This is a genomic window from Falsochrobactrum ovis (assembly GCF_003259955.1).
Classification (GTDB): Bacteria; Pseudomonadota; Alphaproteobacteria; order Rhizobiales; family Rhizobiaceae; genus Brucella; species Brucella ovis_A.
Genome location: NZ_QLMK01000003.1, coordinates 68385 through 83548, shown reverse-complemented (window position 1 = coordinate 83548; position 15164 = coordinate 68385). Strand labels below are relative to the sequence as shown.

Here is a 15164-nt window from a genome sequence, read left to right as displayed (position 1 = left end):
ACTGCTTTCGTTCAAGCAGATAAACGCAATTTGATTTCGGCGTTTAGAAGGATGCGCGAATCTTCCGGCAGATCTTTGGCCTCGTGCGGCTCTCCGAGCGTGCGAAACAGTAAATCCATGGCTAAACGACTAATTTCGTTATAATCCTGCGCGACCGTCGTGAGCGATGGACAGCTAAATTCGGAAAGTGGATTGTTGTCATGCCCGGCGATGCGAATATCGCAATCTTTAAGCCTTCCAATTTTCAATCCCGCTTGCCAAGCTGCGGCCATAACGCCAAAAGCTATGCGATCATTAGCGCATAAAACGGTGCTGGTGGGAAAATGGCCCTTTTCACGCAAGATACGCGCTGCTTGTTCGAAACCATATTGCTCGAAATCCCAGTTTCGCGCCGGTTCAACTTCAACGATTTTTGGCTCAAATCCTAGCTTCTCCATCGCAATGCGATAAGCCTCTTGGCGTTTGATTGCATTATTATTGACGCTTGGCATCGGAAAATAGCAAGGCTCGCTTCCAGAGCGGCATAGGTAATCGACGATAAGATGGAAGGATTTAAGATTGTCCGTTCCAACGAAGGGTGAAGTGGTATCAAGCGGAGAGTCAATATAGATAATTGGTACATCAGCGGCCAGCCGAGTGAGCGCCGAGTGTTGCGACTTCTCGCCAGTGGGAGCAATTATGGCGCCTGCTACATTTAATGAGCGCAACATCTCTATCGCTCGCATTTCCAATTCGGGTTTGCCATCAGATGATAGAACAACCGCAAAATAACCGCGCTCTTCGGCAAGCGACTGCAATTTGCGGGTTATGGCCATGTAAAAATGATCGAGTTGATTGGGGATTATTATTCCCAAAATTGTCGTGCGTCGCCGATTAAGGTTCACCGCGAAAAGATTAGGTCTAAAACCAGATTGTTTTATAGCAGCTTCAATTTTAGCCCGCGTTTTAGGCCTGACCGAGGTGGGATCATTGAAATATTTTGATACCGTTGGCCGGGATAAACCCACAAACTCCGAAAAATCTTCCATTGTGCGGATAATTTTGCGCACGTCACCGATCCTGTCCAACGATCCGCTACTCTTTGTAAAGGTAGCTCACAAAACTTTATTTCCACCACACGAAAATTCTATCATGATCATCATTTGATGATCGGCCCATGCTGACAGTAATAGCAAGAATTTCAAGTCTTACTGACTGGTTTTATTATGCTTTTACTCCAGCTAGTCAAGATGAGAGTGCTGCCTGCGGAACATTGGAAGGGCAAACCGCCAAAATATCTCTTATAGTTTGGTGCAGGCCCTTCCAAGATGTGGTAAACTTAATCATTTGTATGAGAACGCAATCGGGACGAAATTAAGCGTTGCATGAAGTTCGATATTGATCGCAAACTGTTGGAAAGGTTTTTCTCGCCATGAGGCAACCAAAAACCCAACTTGACAAGCGGCTGTCATGCACGCGATAAAGTTTACATATGTAAGGTAATTTCTGTGCATTCGTAAAGGAGGAGACGATATGCGGATCAAGTCTTACGGAATGGGGCTAATATGCTCTGTCGCGGCGATTGCGTTATCGGCAGGTACCGCGTCTGCTGAAGAGCTGACTATTGCGACAGTTAATAATGGCGACATGATCATTATGCAGAAACTGTCGTCCGAATGGGAAAACGAAACAGGTCACAAGCTTAACTGGGTGGTGCTGGAAGAAAATGTGTTACGCCAGCGCGTGACCACCGACATCGCCACCAAGAGCGGTCAGTTCGATATTATGACTATCGGAGGCTATGAAGCGCCGATTTGGGGCAAGGCCGGGTGGTTGGTTGCGCTTGACGATCTCGGCGAAGATTATGATTACGATGATCTTATCGACCCGGTTCGTGCAGGCGTGACGGTTGATGGCAAGCTTTATGCTGTGCCTTTTTATGCCGAAAGCTCATTTACGCTTTATCGGAAAGATCTTTTTGATGAAGCTGGTCTGACTATGCCAGACGCACCCACCTATGATGAGATCAAGGAATTCGCGATCAAGCTTACCGACAAGTCGAAAGAGCAATATGGCCTTTGCCTGCGCGGCAAACCCGGTTGGGGTGAAAATATGGCCTATGTCGGCACGCTTATTAACACCTTTGGTGGGCGTTGGTTTGACGAAGAATGGAAGCCGCAAATCAATTCTGACGAATGGAAACAGGCAATCAATTTCTACGTTGATCTGATGAAAGAGGTTGGGCCTCCCGGAATAACCTCAAACGGCTTTAACGAAAATCAGGCGCTTTTCTCTACCGGGCACTGCGCTATGTGGATAGATGCTACATCGGCTGCGGGTCGAATTTACGATCCAAGCCAAAGTCAGGTTGCAGACAAAGTTGCCTTCACTAAAGCTCCGGTCGAAGTTACGCCAAACGGGTCAGCTTGGGCATGGTCGTGGAATCTTGCCATTCCCGCTTCGAGCCAGAAGGAAGAGGCTGCGAAATCCTTCCTGAAATGGGCAACCTCAAAACAATATATTGATCTGGTTGGCGAAAAAGAAAGCTGGGTAGCGGTGCCGCCTGGAACGCGTAAATCGACTTATGCGAACGAAAAGTACAAAGACGCAGCTCCTTTCGCAGAGACAGTTCTTCAGGCAATCGAATCCGCTGATCCAACTCAACCGACCAAGGATCCGGTCCCCTATACCGGTATCCAATTTGTAGCGATACCGGAATTCCAGGCAATCGGTACGATCGTTGGTCAGGCTGTTTCGTCGGCGGTTGCTGGTCAACAAAGTGTCGATGCAGCACTTGATAATGCTCAGCGCCAGACTGAACAGATCATGACACAGGCAGGTTACATCAAATAGGTTTGAACATACCTGCTGCCCTCTGATGAAAGGGCAGCAGGATCTATTTTTGATGTTCCCGCATTGGCTGGTCTGACGCGGGACGGGAGGAGCTAACAAGATGCCAACAAACCAGGCGTTAGCCGCGGGCACGAAACGGTTTGCAAAGAAGAGTCGTCGTAGCGTCCGCACGGGCCCCTTGCTGGCACCTTCAGTTATTCTGCTTTTTTTATGGATGATCGTGCCGCTTGGCATGACGCTTTGGTTCTCGTTCCAATATTATAATCTCCTCAATCCGTTCGTTAGCGGTTTTGCCGGTGTTTCGAACTATAAATTTCTGCTGTCAGATCCAGGTTTATGGTCGGCAATTGCCAAGACTTTGATCCTTGTCATATCGGTGCTGATCATATCGATCGTCTTTGGTGTGCTCTTTGCGGTAATTTTCGATCAGGATTTTTGGGGAAAGAATATAGCGCGGCTGTTGGTCATTGCTCCGTTCTTTGTCATGCCGACAGTTTCGGCGTTGATTTGGAAGAACCTGCTAATGCATCCGGTCAATGGCTTTTTTGCCTTTGTTTCTCGCAGTTTTGGCCTGCCAGTCATAGATTGGTTTACGCAATTTCCAATGGGGTCGCTCATTTTGATCGTGTCGTGGCAATGGGTTCCCTTTGCGACATTGATCCTCATGACTGCCATGCAATCGCTCGATCGCGAACAAATGGAAGCCGCCCGGCTGGATGGTGCCAAAGGGCCGGTGATGTTTTTCTACATCATCCTGCCGCATCTTTTGCGCCCAATTTCGGTTGTGATCATGATTGAGACGATCTTCCTATTGGCGATCTTTGCAGAGATTCTGGTAACCACGTCCGGCGGGCCGGGCATTGCGACCACGACTTTGACTTACTTCATCTATCTCAAAGCTCTGCTGCAATGGGATATAGGCGGGGCATCTGCCGCCGGTGTAATCGCAATTATTCTCGCAAATATCGTCGCGATTTTCCTTATTCGTACGGTGGCGCGAAATCTGGATAATTGAGGGAGGCTGATCAATGGCGACCAAACGCAAAGTAAATAAAGCCGCAGTCTCCGCTGGCATAATCGGCTGGGCGGTTGCGCTCCTCATGTTTTTTCCAATTTTCTGGATGTTGCTTGCGGGTTTTAAAAGTGAAATTGATGCGGTGGCACCGCCGAAACTCTTTTTTGAGCCGACGCTTGAGAATTTTTCTGCGGTAAATCAGCGAGCGGATTATTTTCGCTATGCGATGAACAGTGTCGTGGAAAGCCTTGGAGCGACTATTCTTTCTTTGATTATTGCGGTTCCTGCTGCTTATGCAGCGGCGTTTTTTCCGGGCAAGCGGACGAAGGATTTGTTGCTATGGATGCTCTCGACAAAGATGCTGCCGGCGGTTGGGGTTTTGGTGCCAATCTATCTGCTTTCGCGTGATATCGGCCTGCTGGATACGCGCACGGGCCTGATCATCATTTTCATGCTTTCCAATTTGCCCATTGTCATTTGGATGCTCTATTCCTTTTTTAAGGAAGTGCCGAATGAGATTTTGGAAGCGGGCCGTATGGATGGCGCGGGAGTAGGGCACCAAGTGCGATATTTGTTGTTACCATTGAGCCTGCCGGGGATAGCTTCGACTGCGCTTCTTTCCATTATTCTGTGCTGGAATGAGGCATTTTGGAGCCTCAACCTGACCGCCTCACAAGCGGCACCTCTTACCGCATTCATCGCGTCTTTTTCGTCACCAGAGGGCTTGTTTTGGGCCAAGCTATCAGCCGCCTCCACCCTTGCGATTGCGCCTATTCTCATTTTTGGCTGGATGACCCAGCGTCAACTTGTGCGCGGTCTCACATTCGGCGCAGTGAAATAAAGGAAACCTCATGGCTACACTTTCATTGCATAACGCCACCAAATCTTTTGGCACTATCGACGTCATCAAAGGTGTAAGCCTGGATATTGCTGATCGCGAGTTTGTCGTTTTTGTGGGACCGTCTGGATCTGGTAAATCGACGCTTTTGCGAATGATTGCTGGTCTTGAGGAAATCACAAGCGGCGAATTATTGATCGATGGCCAGAGAGCAAATGACGTCCCACCCGATGAGCGTGGGCTTGCGATGGTGTTTCAGACCTACGCACTCTATCCGCATATGAATGTGCGCGATAATATGGGTTTTGCACTCAAGCTCGCCAAAGTCCCCCATGCAGAACGCGACCGGAAGGTCAAAGAGGTGGCGAAAATTTTGCAGCTCGATCAACTGCTTGATCGTAAACCGCGGCAGCTCTCTGGCGGCCAGCGTCAAAGAGTTGCGATTGGCCGTGCTATGGTGCGCGAACCCAAAATTTTCCTGTTTGATGAGCCGCTTTCTAACCTTGATGCGGCCTTGCGTGTGCAAATGCGCATTGAGCTTGCACGCCTGCATGAGCGGCTTAATGCAACCATGATTTATGTCACCCATGATCAGGTCGAAGCCATGACGCTTGCGCATAAAATTGTGGTGCTGCGAGATGGTAGGGTGGAGCAGGTGGGCTCGCCGCTGGAGCTCTATCACCATCCGGTAAATCGATTTGTGGCAGGTTTTATCGGCTCGCCAACAATGAACTTCTTTGAAGTGAAAACAGTGGCGGCTGACGGCGATGGTGTCTCTGTTCAATTGGACAATGGCGCTGTGGTGAAAGTGCCCGTGATTGATGAAAATCTGGATGAGGGTAGCCAGCTCATTCTCGGCATTCGGCCTGAGCATTTGCACCCAGATGCACAAGGTTTGATTGACGGTGAAATTATGGTGGTCGAGCGACTTGGCGGCGAGACATATCTTTACGTAGAATTTGGCAAGGCAGGCGAGTTCCTTGTTTCGCAAGCTGGGGGAGCTAGTGCCGTCCGCACCCATGACAATGTGAAGCTCGGGTTCAATCCGGCGGATGCCCATTTATTTACCGCCGACGGCCTTGCGCTCAAGCGTCGTGAACGCCATCCGCTTCTGATTGAGACCTAATGCGCGCGCCCATAAAAATTTCGTAGGGCCGGTGCTTAAAAATTAAAATTTTCCTCGGAGAAATATCTATGAGACTGAAAGATAAGGTTGCTCTGATTACTGGCGCAGCGCGTGGTATCGGGCTGGGTTTTGCGCAAGCTTATGCGGCCCAGGGCGCGAAGGTGATTATCGCTGACATAAACATTGAGCGCGCTGAAAAAGCAGCAGATGATATCGGCAGCCTGGCCAGGGCCGTCAGGCTTGATGTTACGGATTTAAAACAAATCGATACAGTGGTGGCTGATATCGATACGGAATATGACGGTATTGATATTCTCGTTAATAATGCTGCCATATTCGATATGGCGCCGATAAATGAGATTACTGAAGAGAGCTATGAGCAGGTTTTCAATATCAATCTGCGCGGCCCGCTTTTCATGATGAAAGCAGTTTCTAATGTGATGATTAAACGCGGTCGCGGGGGTAAAATCATCAATATGGCCAGCCAAGCGGGCCGACGCGGAGAAGCTCTCGTTACGCTTTATTGCGCTTCTAAGGCCGCAATCATTTCAGCAACCCAATCAGCGGCCCTTGCCCTTGTTAAGCATGGGATCCAAGTCAATGCGATAGCGCCTGGGGTGGTTGACGGGGAACATTGGGATGTGGTCGATGCAAATTTTGCCAAATGGGAGGGGCTAAAACCCGGTGAGAAAAAAGCCGCGGTCTCAAAATCGGTGCCAATTGGCCGTTTCGCCACCCCGCAAGATATTACCGGAATGGCGATCTTCCTTGCTTCTTCGGATAGCGATTATATTCTAGCTCAAACTTTTGGTGTCGATGGCGGAAACTGGATGGCCTGAGATCAGATTGTGATGCCGACATGAAAGCGATTTATTTTCACCGCCACGGTGTTGCAAGGTCTTGAGCAGCGACGATGAAACGTCTTTGTCGAGATGCGGGAAACAAAGGGAGATTGAATGACTAAGCTGTCGCTAGCCACGCTCAAGGGCTTAACGAAAATACGTAGACCGAACTATAATCCGGCAAATCTGAAACCCGGCATTGTGCATTTTGGTGTCGGTAATTTTCACCGTGCACATCAAGCAGTTTATCTTGATGATTTATTCGGTCTTGGCCTTGATCATGATTGGGCCATAGTGGGAGCGGGCGTGCGACCCAGTGACGACGCAATGCGTGAGGTCCTGAAAGCTCAGGACTGGCTGTCAACTGTGGTTGATCAGGAGGCCGATCATTCTGAAGCCCGCATCACCGCTTGCATGATTGATTACGTTACGATTTCTACCGATGAGGGTCGCAACGCGCTGATGAATTATCTGGTCTCGCCGGATATTCGTATTGTCTCCATGACGATCACGGAAGGTGGATATTATATTGATCCTTCCAGCCAGCATTTTGATTCAGCGCATCCAGAAATCGTGGCCGATAGCGTCAATCCCGACCGACCGAACACTGTATTTGGGCTTATTGTTCAGGCATTGAAACTGCGCAAGGAGGCCGGTGTAGAGCCTTTTACCGTTATGTCTTGTGATAATATCCCCGGCAATGGGCATGTGACAGAAGATGCAGTGGTGGGGCTGGCAAAGATTAATGATCCCGAATTGGCAGACTGGATTTCTGCCAATGTTGCGTTTCCTAACTCCATGGTGGATCGCATTACGCCAGCCACCGGTGAGCGTGAGCGCGAAATTGCAGCGCGTGATTTTGGGGTTGAAGATGGTTGGCCGGTGTTTTGTGAAAGTTTCAAACAATGGGTGATGGAAGATAATTTTCCCAATGGTCGGCCTGCTTTACATAAAGTTGGTGTCACATTCACCGATCAGGTCGATGCCTATGAGATGATGAAGATCCGCATTTTAAATGGCGGCCACGCAGCCATTGCCTATCCGGCCGGGCTGCTGGACATTCATTTCGTGCATGAGGCAATGGAGCATCCGCTGATCAGGCGTTATCTTGAAAAACTCACCAAGGAAGAAATCATACCGGAAGTTCCGCCCGTTCCTAACACGGTGTTAGATGATTATCGCGTTTTGATTGCTGAGCGCTTCGCTAATCCCAGTATTGGGGATACAATCCGCAGATTATGTCTTGATGGTTCGAACCGTCAGCCAAAATTCATTCTTCCAACCGCAGCAGACCGTGTAGCCAAAGAAATATCGGTTACGGGATTAGCTCTCGTTTCGGCCTTTTGGTGTCGCTATTGCTACGGAACAACCGAGAGAGGCAGCACTATCGAGCCCAATGATCCGTCTTGGGATCGAATGACCAAACAGGCCGAACTGGCGAAAGATGACCCGACAAAATGGTTGGAAATGAAGGATATTTTCGGACATCTTGCCGATAATCCAATATATGTGAACGCTTTTTCATCTGCCCTCAATCATATTTGGCAGCATGGAACTACCAAAACGCTTGAAGCCTATTTGGCTGATGAAAAGCTTTAAACAATATCATAATGCGCCCGGATAGATCCTAACCGGGCGGTTATCCTTGACCGACTCCATAACCACGAAGGTCGATGTGCTTGCCACATTGGGCAGGCTAGAAATTTTTTCGCCCAAAACTTCGCGATAGCGACGAATATCGGGTGTTCTTACCTTCAACAGATAGTCGAATGAACTCGCAATCATATGGCATTCTTCGACTTCGCTTATTTTGCGCACGGCCACGTTAAACGCGTTAAGCGCTTCCTCGCGCGTATCGGATAATTTCACGGTCGTGAAGGCAATGTGATCAAGGCCGAGTTTTTCCGGATCGATAGCGGCGCGAAAGCCAATAATATAACCCTCATCCACCAGTCGTTTAAGCCGTGCCTGGCACGGTGTTTTGGATAATCCTATTTTTCTGGATAATTCCGTAACGGGAATACGGCCGTCCTCGCTCAATATTTCGATAATGCGACGATCAAATCGATCCAGATCGTCTATAGAGCTAAGTTTTTTCACTCTTTATTCCTTAAAATCCATCAATAATAAGATCATTTTGCCTATATTTTAGCGTAATGAAGGCAGAAGGAATTATACAGTAATGCTAACGTGCACTCAAATAGAATAAGAGTATCCTTATTCGGGAACCTTTGTGAGCAGTGCAATCATGACAGATAAGATTACCGTTCCTTCCGCCGCTGTTTTCGAAAATTTCGCACCACCCATTCGCGAACAAGATGCGATGAGAAAGGCGATTACAGCCGCTTATCGCATGCCAGAAGCCGAATGTGTGCGCGCCCTTCTTGAAGAGGCGACACTGCCGGATAACACCCGGAAAGAAATCCGCTCTACGGCGACGAAACTAATTTCGGCGCTGCGCGCAAAGCATAAGGGCACCGGCGTTGAGGGGCTGGTGCATGAATATTCGCTTTCCAGCCAGGAAGGCGTGGCGTTGATGTGTCTTGCTGAGGCGCTGCTCCGCATTCCGGATACAGCCACCCGCGACGCACTTATTCGTGACAAAATTGCCAATGGTGATTGGAAATCGCATGTCGGTAGCGGACGATCACTTTTCGTCAATGCCGCAACTTGGGGTCTCGTTGTCACTGGCAAGTTGACCAGTACGGTGAATGATAGCGGCCTTTCAGCAGCGCTTACGCGCATGATTGCGCGTTGCGGCGAGCCGGTCATCCGTCGCGGGGTTGACATGGCGATGCGCATGATGGGCGAACAATTCGTCACGGGCGAAAATATTGGAGAAGCACTCAAACGCGCCCAGCCATTGGAAGAACGCGGCTTTCGGTATTCTTATGATATGCTCGGAGAGGCAGCGACAACCGCAGCCGATGCCGAACGCTATTACCGGGATTATGAAGCGGCTATCCACGCCATAGGTCGTGCTTCAGCGGGGCGCGGCATCTATGACGGTCCTGGCATTTCGATCAAGCTTTCGGCACTTCATCCGCGCTATGTCCGTGCGCAGAGTGAGCGCGTGATGGCCGAGCTTATGCCCAAGGTAAAAGCTCTCGCGGTATTATCCAAGCAATATAATATTGGCTTGAATATTGACGCTGAGGAGGCTGACCGGCTCGAGCTTTCGCTTGATCTGCTGCAAAGTCTTTGTGAAGACCCCGATCTGGAAGGCTGGGACGGCATTGGTTTTGTTGTCCAAGCCTATGGCAAACGCTGCCCATATGTCCTTGATTTCATTATTGATCTTGCTCGCAGAACAAACCATCGGATCATGGTGCGTTTGGTTAAAGGCGCCTATTGGGATGCTGAAATCAAACGCGCACAGGTAGACGGATTGGAAGATTTTCCGGTCTTTACGCGTAAGGTCCACACTGACGTTTCCTATATCGCATGTGCACGCAAGCTTCTGGCTGCAAGTGACGTGATTTTCCCGCAATTTGCCACGCATAATGCGCAAACTCTTGCCACGATCTATCATCTCGCTGGCCCGGATTTCAAAACAGGAAAATACGAGTTCCAATGCCTGCATGGAATGGGTGAGCCACTTTATGATGAAGTGGTAGGACCGCAGAAACTTGGCCGTCCGGCACGCATTTACGCTCCTGTGGGAACACACGAAACCTTATTGGCCTATCTGGTTCGCCGTTTGCTCGAAAACGGTGCCAATTCATCTTTCGTCAATCGGATTGGCGATAAATCCGTATCCATAGATGAACTGGTGGTGGACCCGGTTGACGTTGTTCGCTCGATGGCGGTTATTGGCGCACAGCATGACCAGATCGCCTTACCAAAAAATCTCTATGGAGCGCGTGAAAACTCGGCAGGGCTAGACTTATCAAATGAAAATACACTCGCCGAAATAAGCAGCTTGCTCAAAGAGAATGCCCACCATAAATGGCATGCGGAGCCGCAAATTGAAGGGCTGAAAATCGAAGGCGAGCGCCAGCCAGTTCTCAACCCGGCAGATCACAATGACATTGTTGGCGAGGTGATCGAAACTTCGGATGCTGATGTAACGAAAGCTGTTCGCAATGCGCAGATAGCTGCCGCAAATTGGTCGGCAGTCGCGCCCGCTGAACGAGCTGCATGTTTGGAAAAAGCCGCTGATATTATGCAGCGGGATATGCCGCAGCTTCTCGGCCTTATCATGCGTGAAGCGGGCAAATCCATGCCTAATGCCATTGCCGAAGTTCGCGAAGCGATTGATTTTCTGCGCTATTATGCCGAACAAGCGCGGCGTACATTTGGAGCTTCGCACAAACCGCTTGGTCCGGTCGTCTGCATCAGCCCCTGGAATTTCCCCCTGGCGATTTTTACCGGCCAGATTGCCGCAGCGCTCGTCGCTGGCAATCCAGTACTTGCAAAGCCTGCGGAAGAAACACCGCTTATTGCAGCGCAAGGTGTGCGCATTCTTCTTGAGGCCGGGGTGCCGTCCCAAGTATTGCAGCTTATTCCTGGCGATGGGCGTGTTGGGGCAGCATTGGTGGCCGCCGAAGAAATCTGTGGCGTGATGTTTACAGGCTCGACCGAGGTTGCCCGTCTTATTCAGGCGCAGCTTGCCGGCCGCCTTTTGCCGAATGGCAAGCCCATTCCGCTGATCGCCGAAACGGGCGGGCAAAATGCGATGATTGTTGACTCATCTGCTCTAGCTGAGCAGGTCGTTTTTGACGTCATCGCATCGGCTTTTGATAGCGCAGGTCAGCGCTGCTCAGCGCTGCGGGTACTGTGCTTGCAAGACGATGTGGCAGATCGCATTCTGGAAATGCTTAAAGGTGCATTGCGCGAACTTTCGATTGGCCGCACCGACCGCATTAGCGTCGATATCGGACCTGTGATAACGCAAGAAGCTAAGGAAAATATCGAAAGCCATATAGCGTCGATGCGCAAACTTGGCCGTCAAGTGGAACAGCTCCCGCTGGGCCCGGAAACGCAGAACGGCACTTTTGTTGCACCGACAATCATCGAAATTAATTCGCTCCGCGATCTTCAGCGTGAGGTTTTCGGCCCCGTGCTGCATGTCGTGCGTTATAAACGCGATGATATGGATCGTTTGATCGACGATATTAATGCAACCGGTTATGGTCTGACTTTTGGTCTGCATACCCGGCTTGATGAGACGATCGCCCATGTGACCGATCTTATCCGGGTTGGTAATATTTATATCAACCGCAACGTGATTGGCGCTGTCGTCGGAGTCCAGCCTTTCGGTGGGCGTGGGCTGTCAGGCACTGGGCCCAAGGCAGGTGGACCACTTTATTTAGGACGCCTGGTTCAGACGCCACCGATTCCGCCCCGGCTCAACTCTGTGCATACAGATCCGGCGCTGAATGATTTTGCAAAGTGGCTCGGCCAGCGCGGCATGAATGAATTGGCGCAAGCAGCAAGGGATACGGGCAGTGTTTCGGCCCTTGGGCTCAATATTGAATTACCCGGCCCAGTGGGCGAGCGCAACCTTTATGCCTTACATCCGCGTGGTCGAATTCTGCTAGTCCCGCAAACAGAAATTGGCCTTTATCGTCAGCTTACCGCGACATTGGCGACCGGTAATATGGCGGTGATTGATGAATCCACCGGTTTGCGTGATGTCTTGAAGGATCTGCCGGCAAGCGTTTCCGCCCGTATTCGCTGGAGCAAGGATTGGCGAGCTGATACACCGTTTGCCGGAGCACTTTTAGAAGGCGAAAATGAGCGCTTGATCGAATTGAACAAGAAAATTGCAGAGCTGCCAGGGCCATTGGTTCTCACGCAAGCAGCTTCTACGCATGAGCTTGCTTCCAAGGTGGATGCTTATTGCCTCAATTGGTTGCTGGAAGAAGTTTCGACTTCGATCAATACGACCGCAGCGGGTGGTAATGCCAGCCTGATGGCGATTGGCTAGTAACTCGACACTAAACAATAAAGGCGGCCTTTGCGGGCCGCTTTTTTATTGTGCTGAAGCTTTTGTGAGATTGAAAAGGATTAAAAGCTGCGGACGGACCAGCCCGCAGGGGCATTAATGTTTGCCTTTTTCCGGAATCGTCTGCGTTATGCTTTTATGACTTATGATCTCGATACGCTGCCAATCGAACATTTATTCCTGCCGGTTGCCAGTGCGACTGCGGCTTTAGCCAGATTGGATGAACGGTTAGCGTGCTCGCCGATCCGAGAGGGGTTCTTGGAGCGCATGCACATGCATGATGCAACCGCATCCGTGTGGCTTGAAGGCGATTTGGTCCATCTGGAAGATCTGGTGTTGCATGACGCCTTGATGGACAATCGCACGCCTAGTCATGCGATCACGATTGCGCACGCAGTTGTGCGGATGCGACGTCAAATAACCAGTCGTAAGTCCGACTGGGCGCTAAGTCAAAGCGGGATGCAACAGCTTCTTGGGCGCAATTTTGAGTTAAGCAATCAGGAGTTCCGCACCGATTCTGATAGGCTGGAGGATGAAGTTGATCCGCTGCTTGACGATATAGATGCGTTACTGGCCCGCACCGATTTACTTCTAAGCGGCGGAGCGGCCGAAAAGCGCAAGCGGGTGAATACTGACACGCAAGCCCTCTTAATGGACGAAGATTGGGACGAGGAAGCACGGCTGCAAGAATGGCGAGATTGCTTTTCAAAAACTGCGTCTTTACCGCCAATTCTGCGCGCTGCAATCATGCATGATGCATGGTATTCGCTTGAAGTGGTGCAACGGTCGGCATGGATTGGACGGTTGTTTACAGCGGCATATTTGCGACAAGCCGGAATAGCCGCCCATCACCTGCCGGTAATTAGTGTGGGATTAAGATCCAAACGACCCGATGAAAGACGATCGCAAAATAGGCTATTGCGCCTTGAGACCTTTCTTTCTGCAATAGAAGAAAATGCACAATTGGCGATGAAGGAGCATGATAGATTAATGCTCGCCCGTGAGCAGATGCAGCGCAAGCTAAAGGGACGTCGGTCTAACTCAAGATTACCGCAACTCGTCGAAATGCTGATGCGTCATCCTCTGGTTTCAAGCCAGATGGTGGAGAAAGAATTGGGCGTCACCCAGCAGGGCGCATTGAAATTGATCGCCGATCTTAATGTCAGAGAAATCACCGGACGGGGCCGATTTCGTGCATGGGGGATATTTTAGCCAATAAGTGCAAAAGCCCACGCCGCTTGGCGACGCGGGTTTCTGTTTGGTTAGTCTTTGTATCTGAAAGAGACAAATGAGAAGCCAATCAGCGATATTAATGCTGCAAAAAGCATATAATAACCTACATAGTTGAAGCCATAATGCGTGGCCAGCCAGGTCGCGATATAAGGTGCGAGCGAAGCTCCCAAAATTCCTGCCAGATTGAAGGCCAGTGACGCACCGGTATAACGCACCGATGTAGGAAATGGTGCCGCCAGAACCGCGCCAATCGGCCCATAAGTCATGCCCATCAGGGCAAAACCAATGATCAGAAATGCCAACACACCTGGAGTTCCCGCAGCCACCAGCGGCGCCATAATGAGACCATAAGCACCGATAGCCAGCGTTACGAGCACCATTACTGGCCGCATTCCGAAACGGTCAGTTATAAGACCAGCAAAAGGAATGGTGAGCGCAAAGAATAAAACGCCGATCATCTGAAGTATAAGAAACTCTTCGCGGCTATAGCCAAGCGCACCGGTGCCCCAGCCCAAAGAAAAAACTGTCATAATGTAGAAAAGCACGAATGTGGCCATGCCACCAATGGTGCCGCAGAACAGATTAAGCTTATGGTCGCGAAACAGGGTTGCAGCGGGAACTGTGACCCGCTCTGCCTTGTCGATGGCTTTCTGGAACTCAGGTGTCTCAGATATTCTAAGACGGATAAAAAGACCAACGCCCACAAGAACAGCGCTTGCCAAGAATGGTATGCGCCAGCCGAATGAGAAAAATTGTTCGTCGGTTAAGACCTCTGCTAAGAACAGAAATATGCCGGTCGCAAGAATAAAGCCGATGGGCGCGCCAAGCTGCGGAAACATTCCATACCAGCTTTTCTTACCCTCTGGAGCGTTCTCCGTTGCTAAGAGCACGGCACCTCCCCATTCTCCTCCCAGTCCAAGACCTTGTCCAAGACGGCAAAGAGCCAACAAAAGGGGCGCTGCCACACCTATTGAGGCGTAAGTGGGAAGAAAACCGATCGCGACTGTGGAAATACCCATGGTCATAAGGGCGGCAACCAGCGTCGCCTTGCGTCCGATTTTATCGCCGTAATGGCCGAATAGGGCGGCACCTATGGGGCGAGCAAAAAAGGCAATCGCAAATGTCGCAAACGATTGCAGAAGCGCTGAGTTACCATCGCTTGCCGGAAAAAAAGATGCGGGAATACGATTACTGCCGCTGTGGCGTAAATGTAAAAATCAAAAAATTCAATGGTCGTGCCGATCATGCTTGCGGTCAGGACACGACGCACGGAATTCACCTTTTGAATTTCCGCTGGCGCTTTGGTCATGAGTTTATCCATCTTCATA

At 50.2% G+C, this 15164-nt stretch carries 10 protein-coding genes and 1 pseudogene; 8 read left to right on the top strand and 3 right to left on the bottom strand.

Annotation, left to right across the window (positions count from 1 at the left end; translation table 11 throughout):
- Positions 1 to 11: 11 nt before the first annotated feature.
- Complete coding sequence (locus C7374_RS06040; protein ID WP_111574947.1) at positions 12 to 1028, bottom strand: LacI family DNA-binding transcriptional regulator; 1017 nt, start codon at positions 1026 to 1028, stop codon at positions 12 to 14.
- Between the two features lie 484 nt (positions 1029 to 1512).
- Here C7374_RS06040 and C7374_RS06035 point away from each other — a divergent pair, with 484 nt between their 5' ends.
- From C7374_RS06035 to C7374_RS06010, 6 genes are all read left to right on the top strand, one after another.
- On the top strand, positions 1513 to 2832 hold the full coding sequence (locus C7374_RS06035; protein ID WP_111574718.1) for an ABC transporter substrate-binding protein: 1320 nt from the start codon (positions 1513 to 1515) through the stop codon (positions 2830 to 2832).
- 100 nt (positions 2833 to 2932) lie between these two features.
- Positions 2933 to 3847, top strand: a complete 915-nt coding sequence (locus C7374_RS06030) for a carbohydrate ABC transporter permease (protein WP_111574717.1) — start codon at positions 2933 to 2935, stop codon at positions 3845 to 3847.
- Positions 3848 to 3860: 13 nt separating this feature from the next.
- Positions 3861 to 4688 carry a carbohydrate ABC transporter permease gene (locus C7374_RS06025; protein ID WP_111574716.1) on the top strand — a complete coding sequence of 276 codons (828 nt, stop codon included), beginning with the start codon at positions 3861 to 3863 and terminating at the stop codon, positions 4686 to 4688.
- A gap of 10 nt (positions 4689 to 4698) precedes the next feature.
- Entirely contained in the window at positions 4699 to 5811 is a 1113-nt protein-coding gene (locus C7374_RS06020; protein ID WP_111574715.1) for an ABC transporter ATP-binding protein, read from the top strand.
- A 68-nt stretch (positions 5812 to 5879) separates the two neighbouring features.
- Complete coding sequence (locus C7374_RS06015; protein ID WP_111574714.1) at positions 5880 to 6650, top strand: L-iditol 2-dehydrogenase; 771 nt, start codon at positions 5880 to 5882, stop codon at positions 6648 to 6650.
- Positions 6651 to 6767: 117 nt separating this feature from the next.
- On the top strand, positions 6768 to 8252 hold the full coding sequence (locus C7374_RS06010) for a mannitol dehydrogenase family protein (RefSeq protein ID WP_111574713.1): 1485 nt from the start codon (positions 6768 to 6770) through the stop codon (positions 8250 to 8252).
- A gap of 6 nt (positions 8253 to 8258) precedes the next feature.
- Here C7374_RS06010 and C7374_RS06005 read toward each other — a convergent pair whose 3' ends face one another.
- Positions 8259 to 8753: an Lrp/AsnC family transcriptional regulator gene (locus C7374_RS06005; RefSeq protein ID WP_111574712.1), complete on the bottom strand. Its 495-nt coding sequence runs from the start codon at positions 8751 to 8753 to the stop codon at positions 8259 to 8261.
- Positions 8754 to 8901: 148 nt separating this feature from the next.
- Between C7374_RS06005 and putA the strand changes: the two genes are divergently transcribed.
- Both putA and C7374_RS05995 read left to right on the top strand, forming a co-directional pair.
- Positions 8902 to 12585, top strand: a complete 3684-nt coding sequence (gene putA / locus C7374_RS06000) for a trifunctional transcriptional regulator/proline dehydrogenase/L-glutamate gamma-semialdehyde dehydrogenase (protein ID WP_111574711.1) — start codon at positions 8902 to 8904, stop codon at positions 12583 to 12585.
- Positions 12586 to 12741: 156 nt separating this feature from the next.
- A complete protein-coding gene (locus tag C7374_RS05995) occupies positions 12742 to 13815 on the top strand; it encodes an RHE_PE00001 family protein (RefSeq protein ID WP_111574946.1) in 1074 nt (357 codons plus the stop codon).
- Between the two features lie 50 nt (positions 13816 to 13865).
- Here C7374_RS05995 and C7374_RS05990 read toward each other — a convergent pair.
- Positions 13866 to 15163 (bottom strand): annotated as a pseudogene (locus C7374_RS05990) (MFS transporter).
- Position 15164 lies beyond the last annotated feature (1 nt).

Excerpts from the sequence above, each read along its gene's own strand:
- putA (WP_111574711.1), top strand. The coding sequence starts at position 8,902 with ATGACAGATAAGATTACCGTTCCTTCCGCCGCTGTTTTCGAAAATTTC.
- C7374_RS06010 (WP_111574713.1), top strand. The coding sequence starts at position 6,768 with ATGACTAAGCTGTCGCTAGCCACGCTCAAGGGCTTAACGAAAATACGT.
- C7374_RS06040 (WP_111574947.1), bottom strand. The coding sequence starts at position 1,028 with ATGGAAGATTTTTCGGAGTTTGTGGGTTTATCCCGGCCAACGGTATCA.
- C7374_RS06030 (WP_111574717.1), top strand. The coding sequence starts at position 2,933 with ATGCCAACAAACCAGGCGTTAGCCGCGGGCACGAAACGGTTTGCAAAG.
- C7374_RS05995 (WP_111574946.1), top strand. The coding sequence starts at position 12,742 with ATGACTTATGATCTCGATACGCTGCCAATCGAACATTTATTCCTGCCG.
- C7374_RS06035 (WP_111574718.1), top strand. The coding sequence starts at position 1,513 with ATGCGGATCAAGTCTTACGGAATGGGGCTAATATGCTCTGTCGCGGCG.
- C7374_RS06015 (WP_111574714.1), top strand. The coding sequence starts at position 5,880 with ATGAGACTGAAAGATAAGGTTGCTCTGATTACTGGCGCAGCGCGTGGT.
- C7374_RS06020 (WP_111574715.1), top strand. The coding sequence starts at position 4,699 with ATGGCTACACTTTCATTGCATAACGCCACCAAATCTTTTGGCACTATC.
- C7374_RS06025 (WP_111574716.1), top strand. The coding sequence starts at position 3,861 with ATGGCGACCAAACGCAAAGTAAATAAAGCCGCAGTCTCCGCTGGCATA.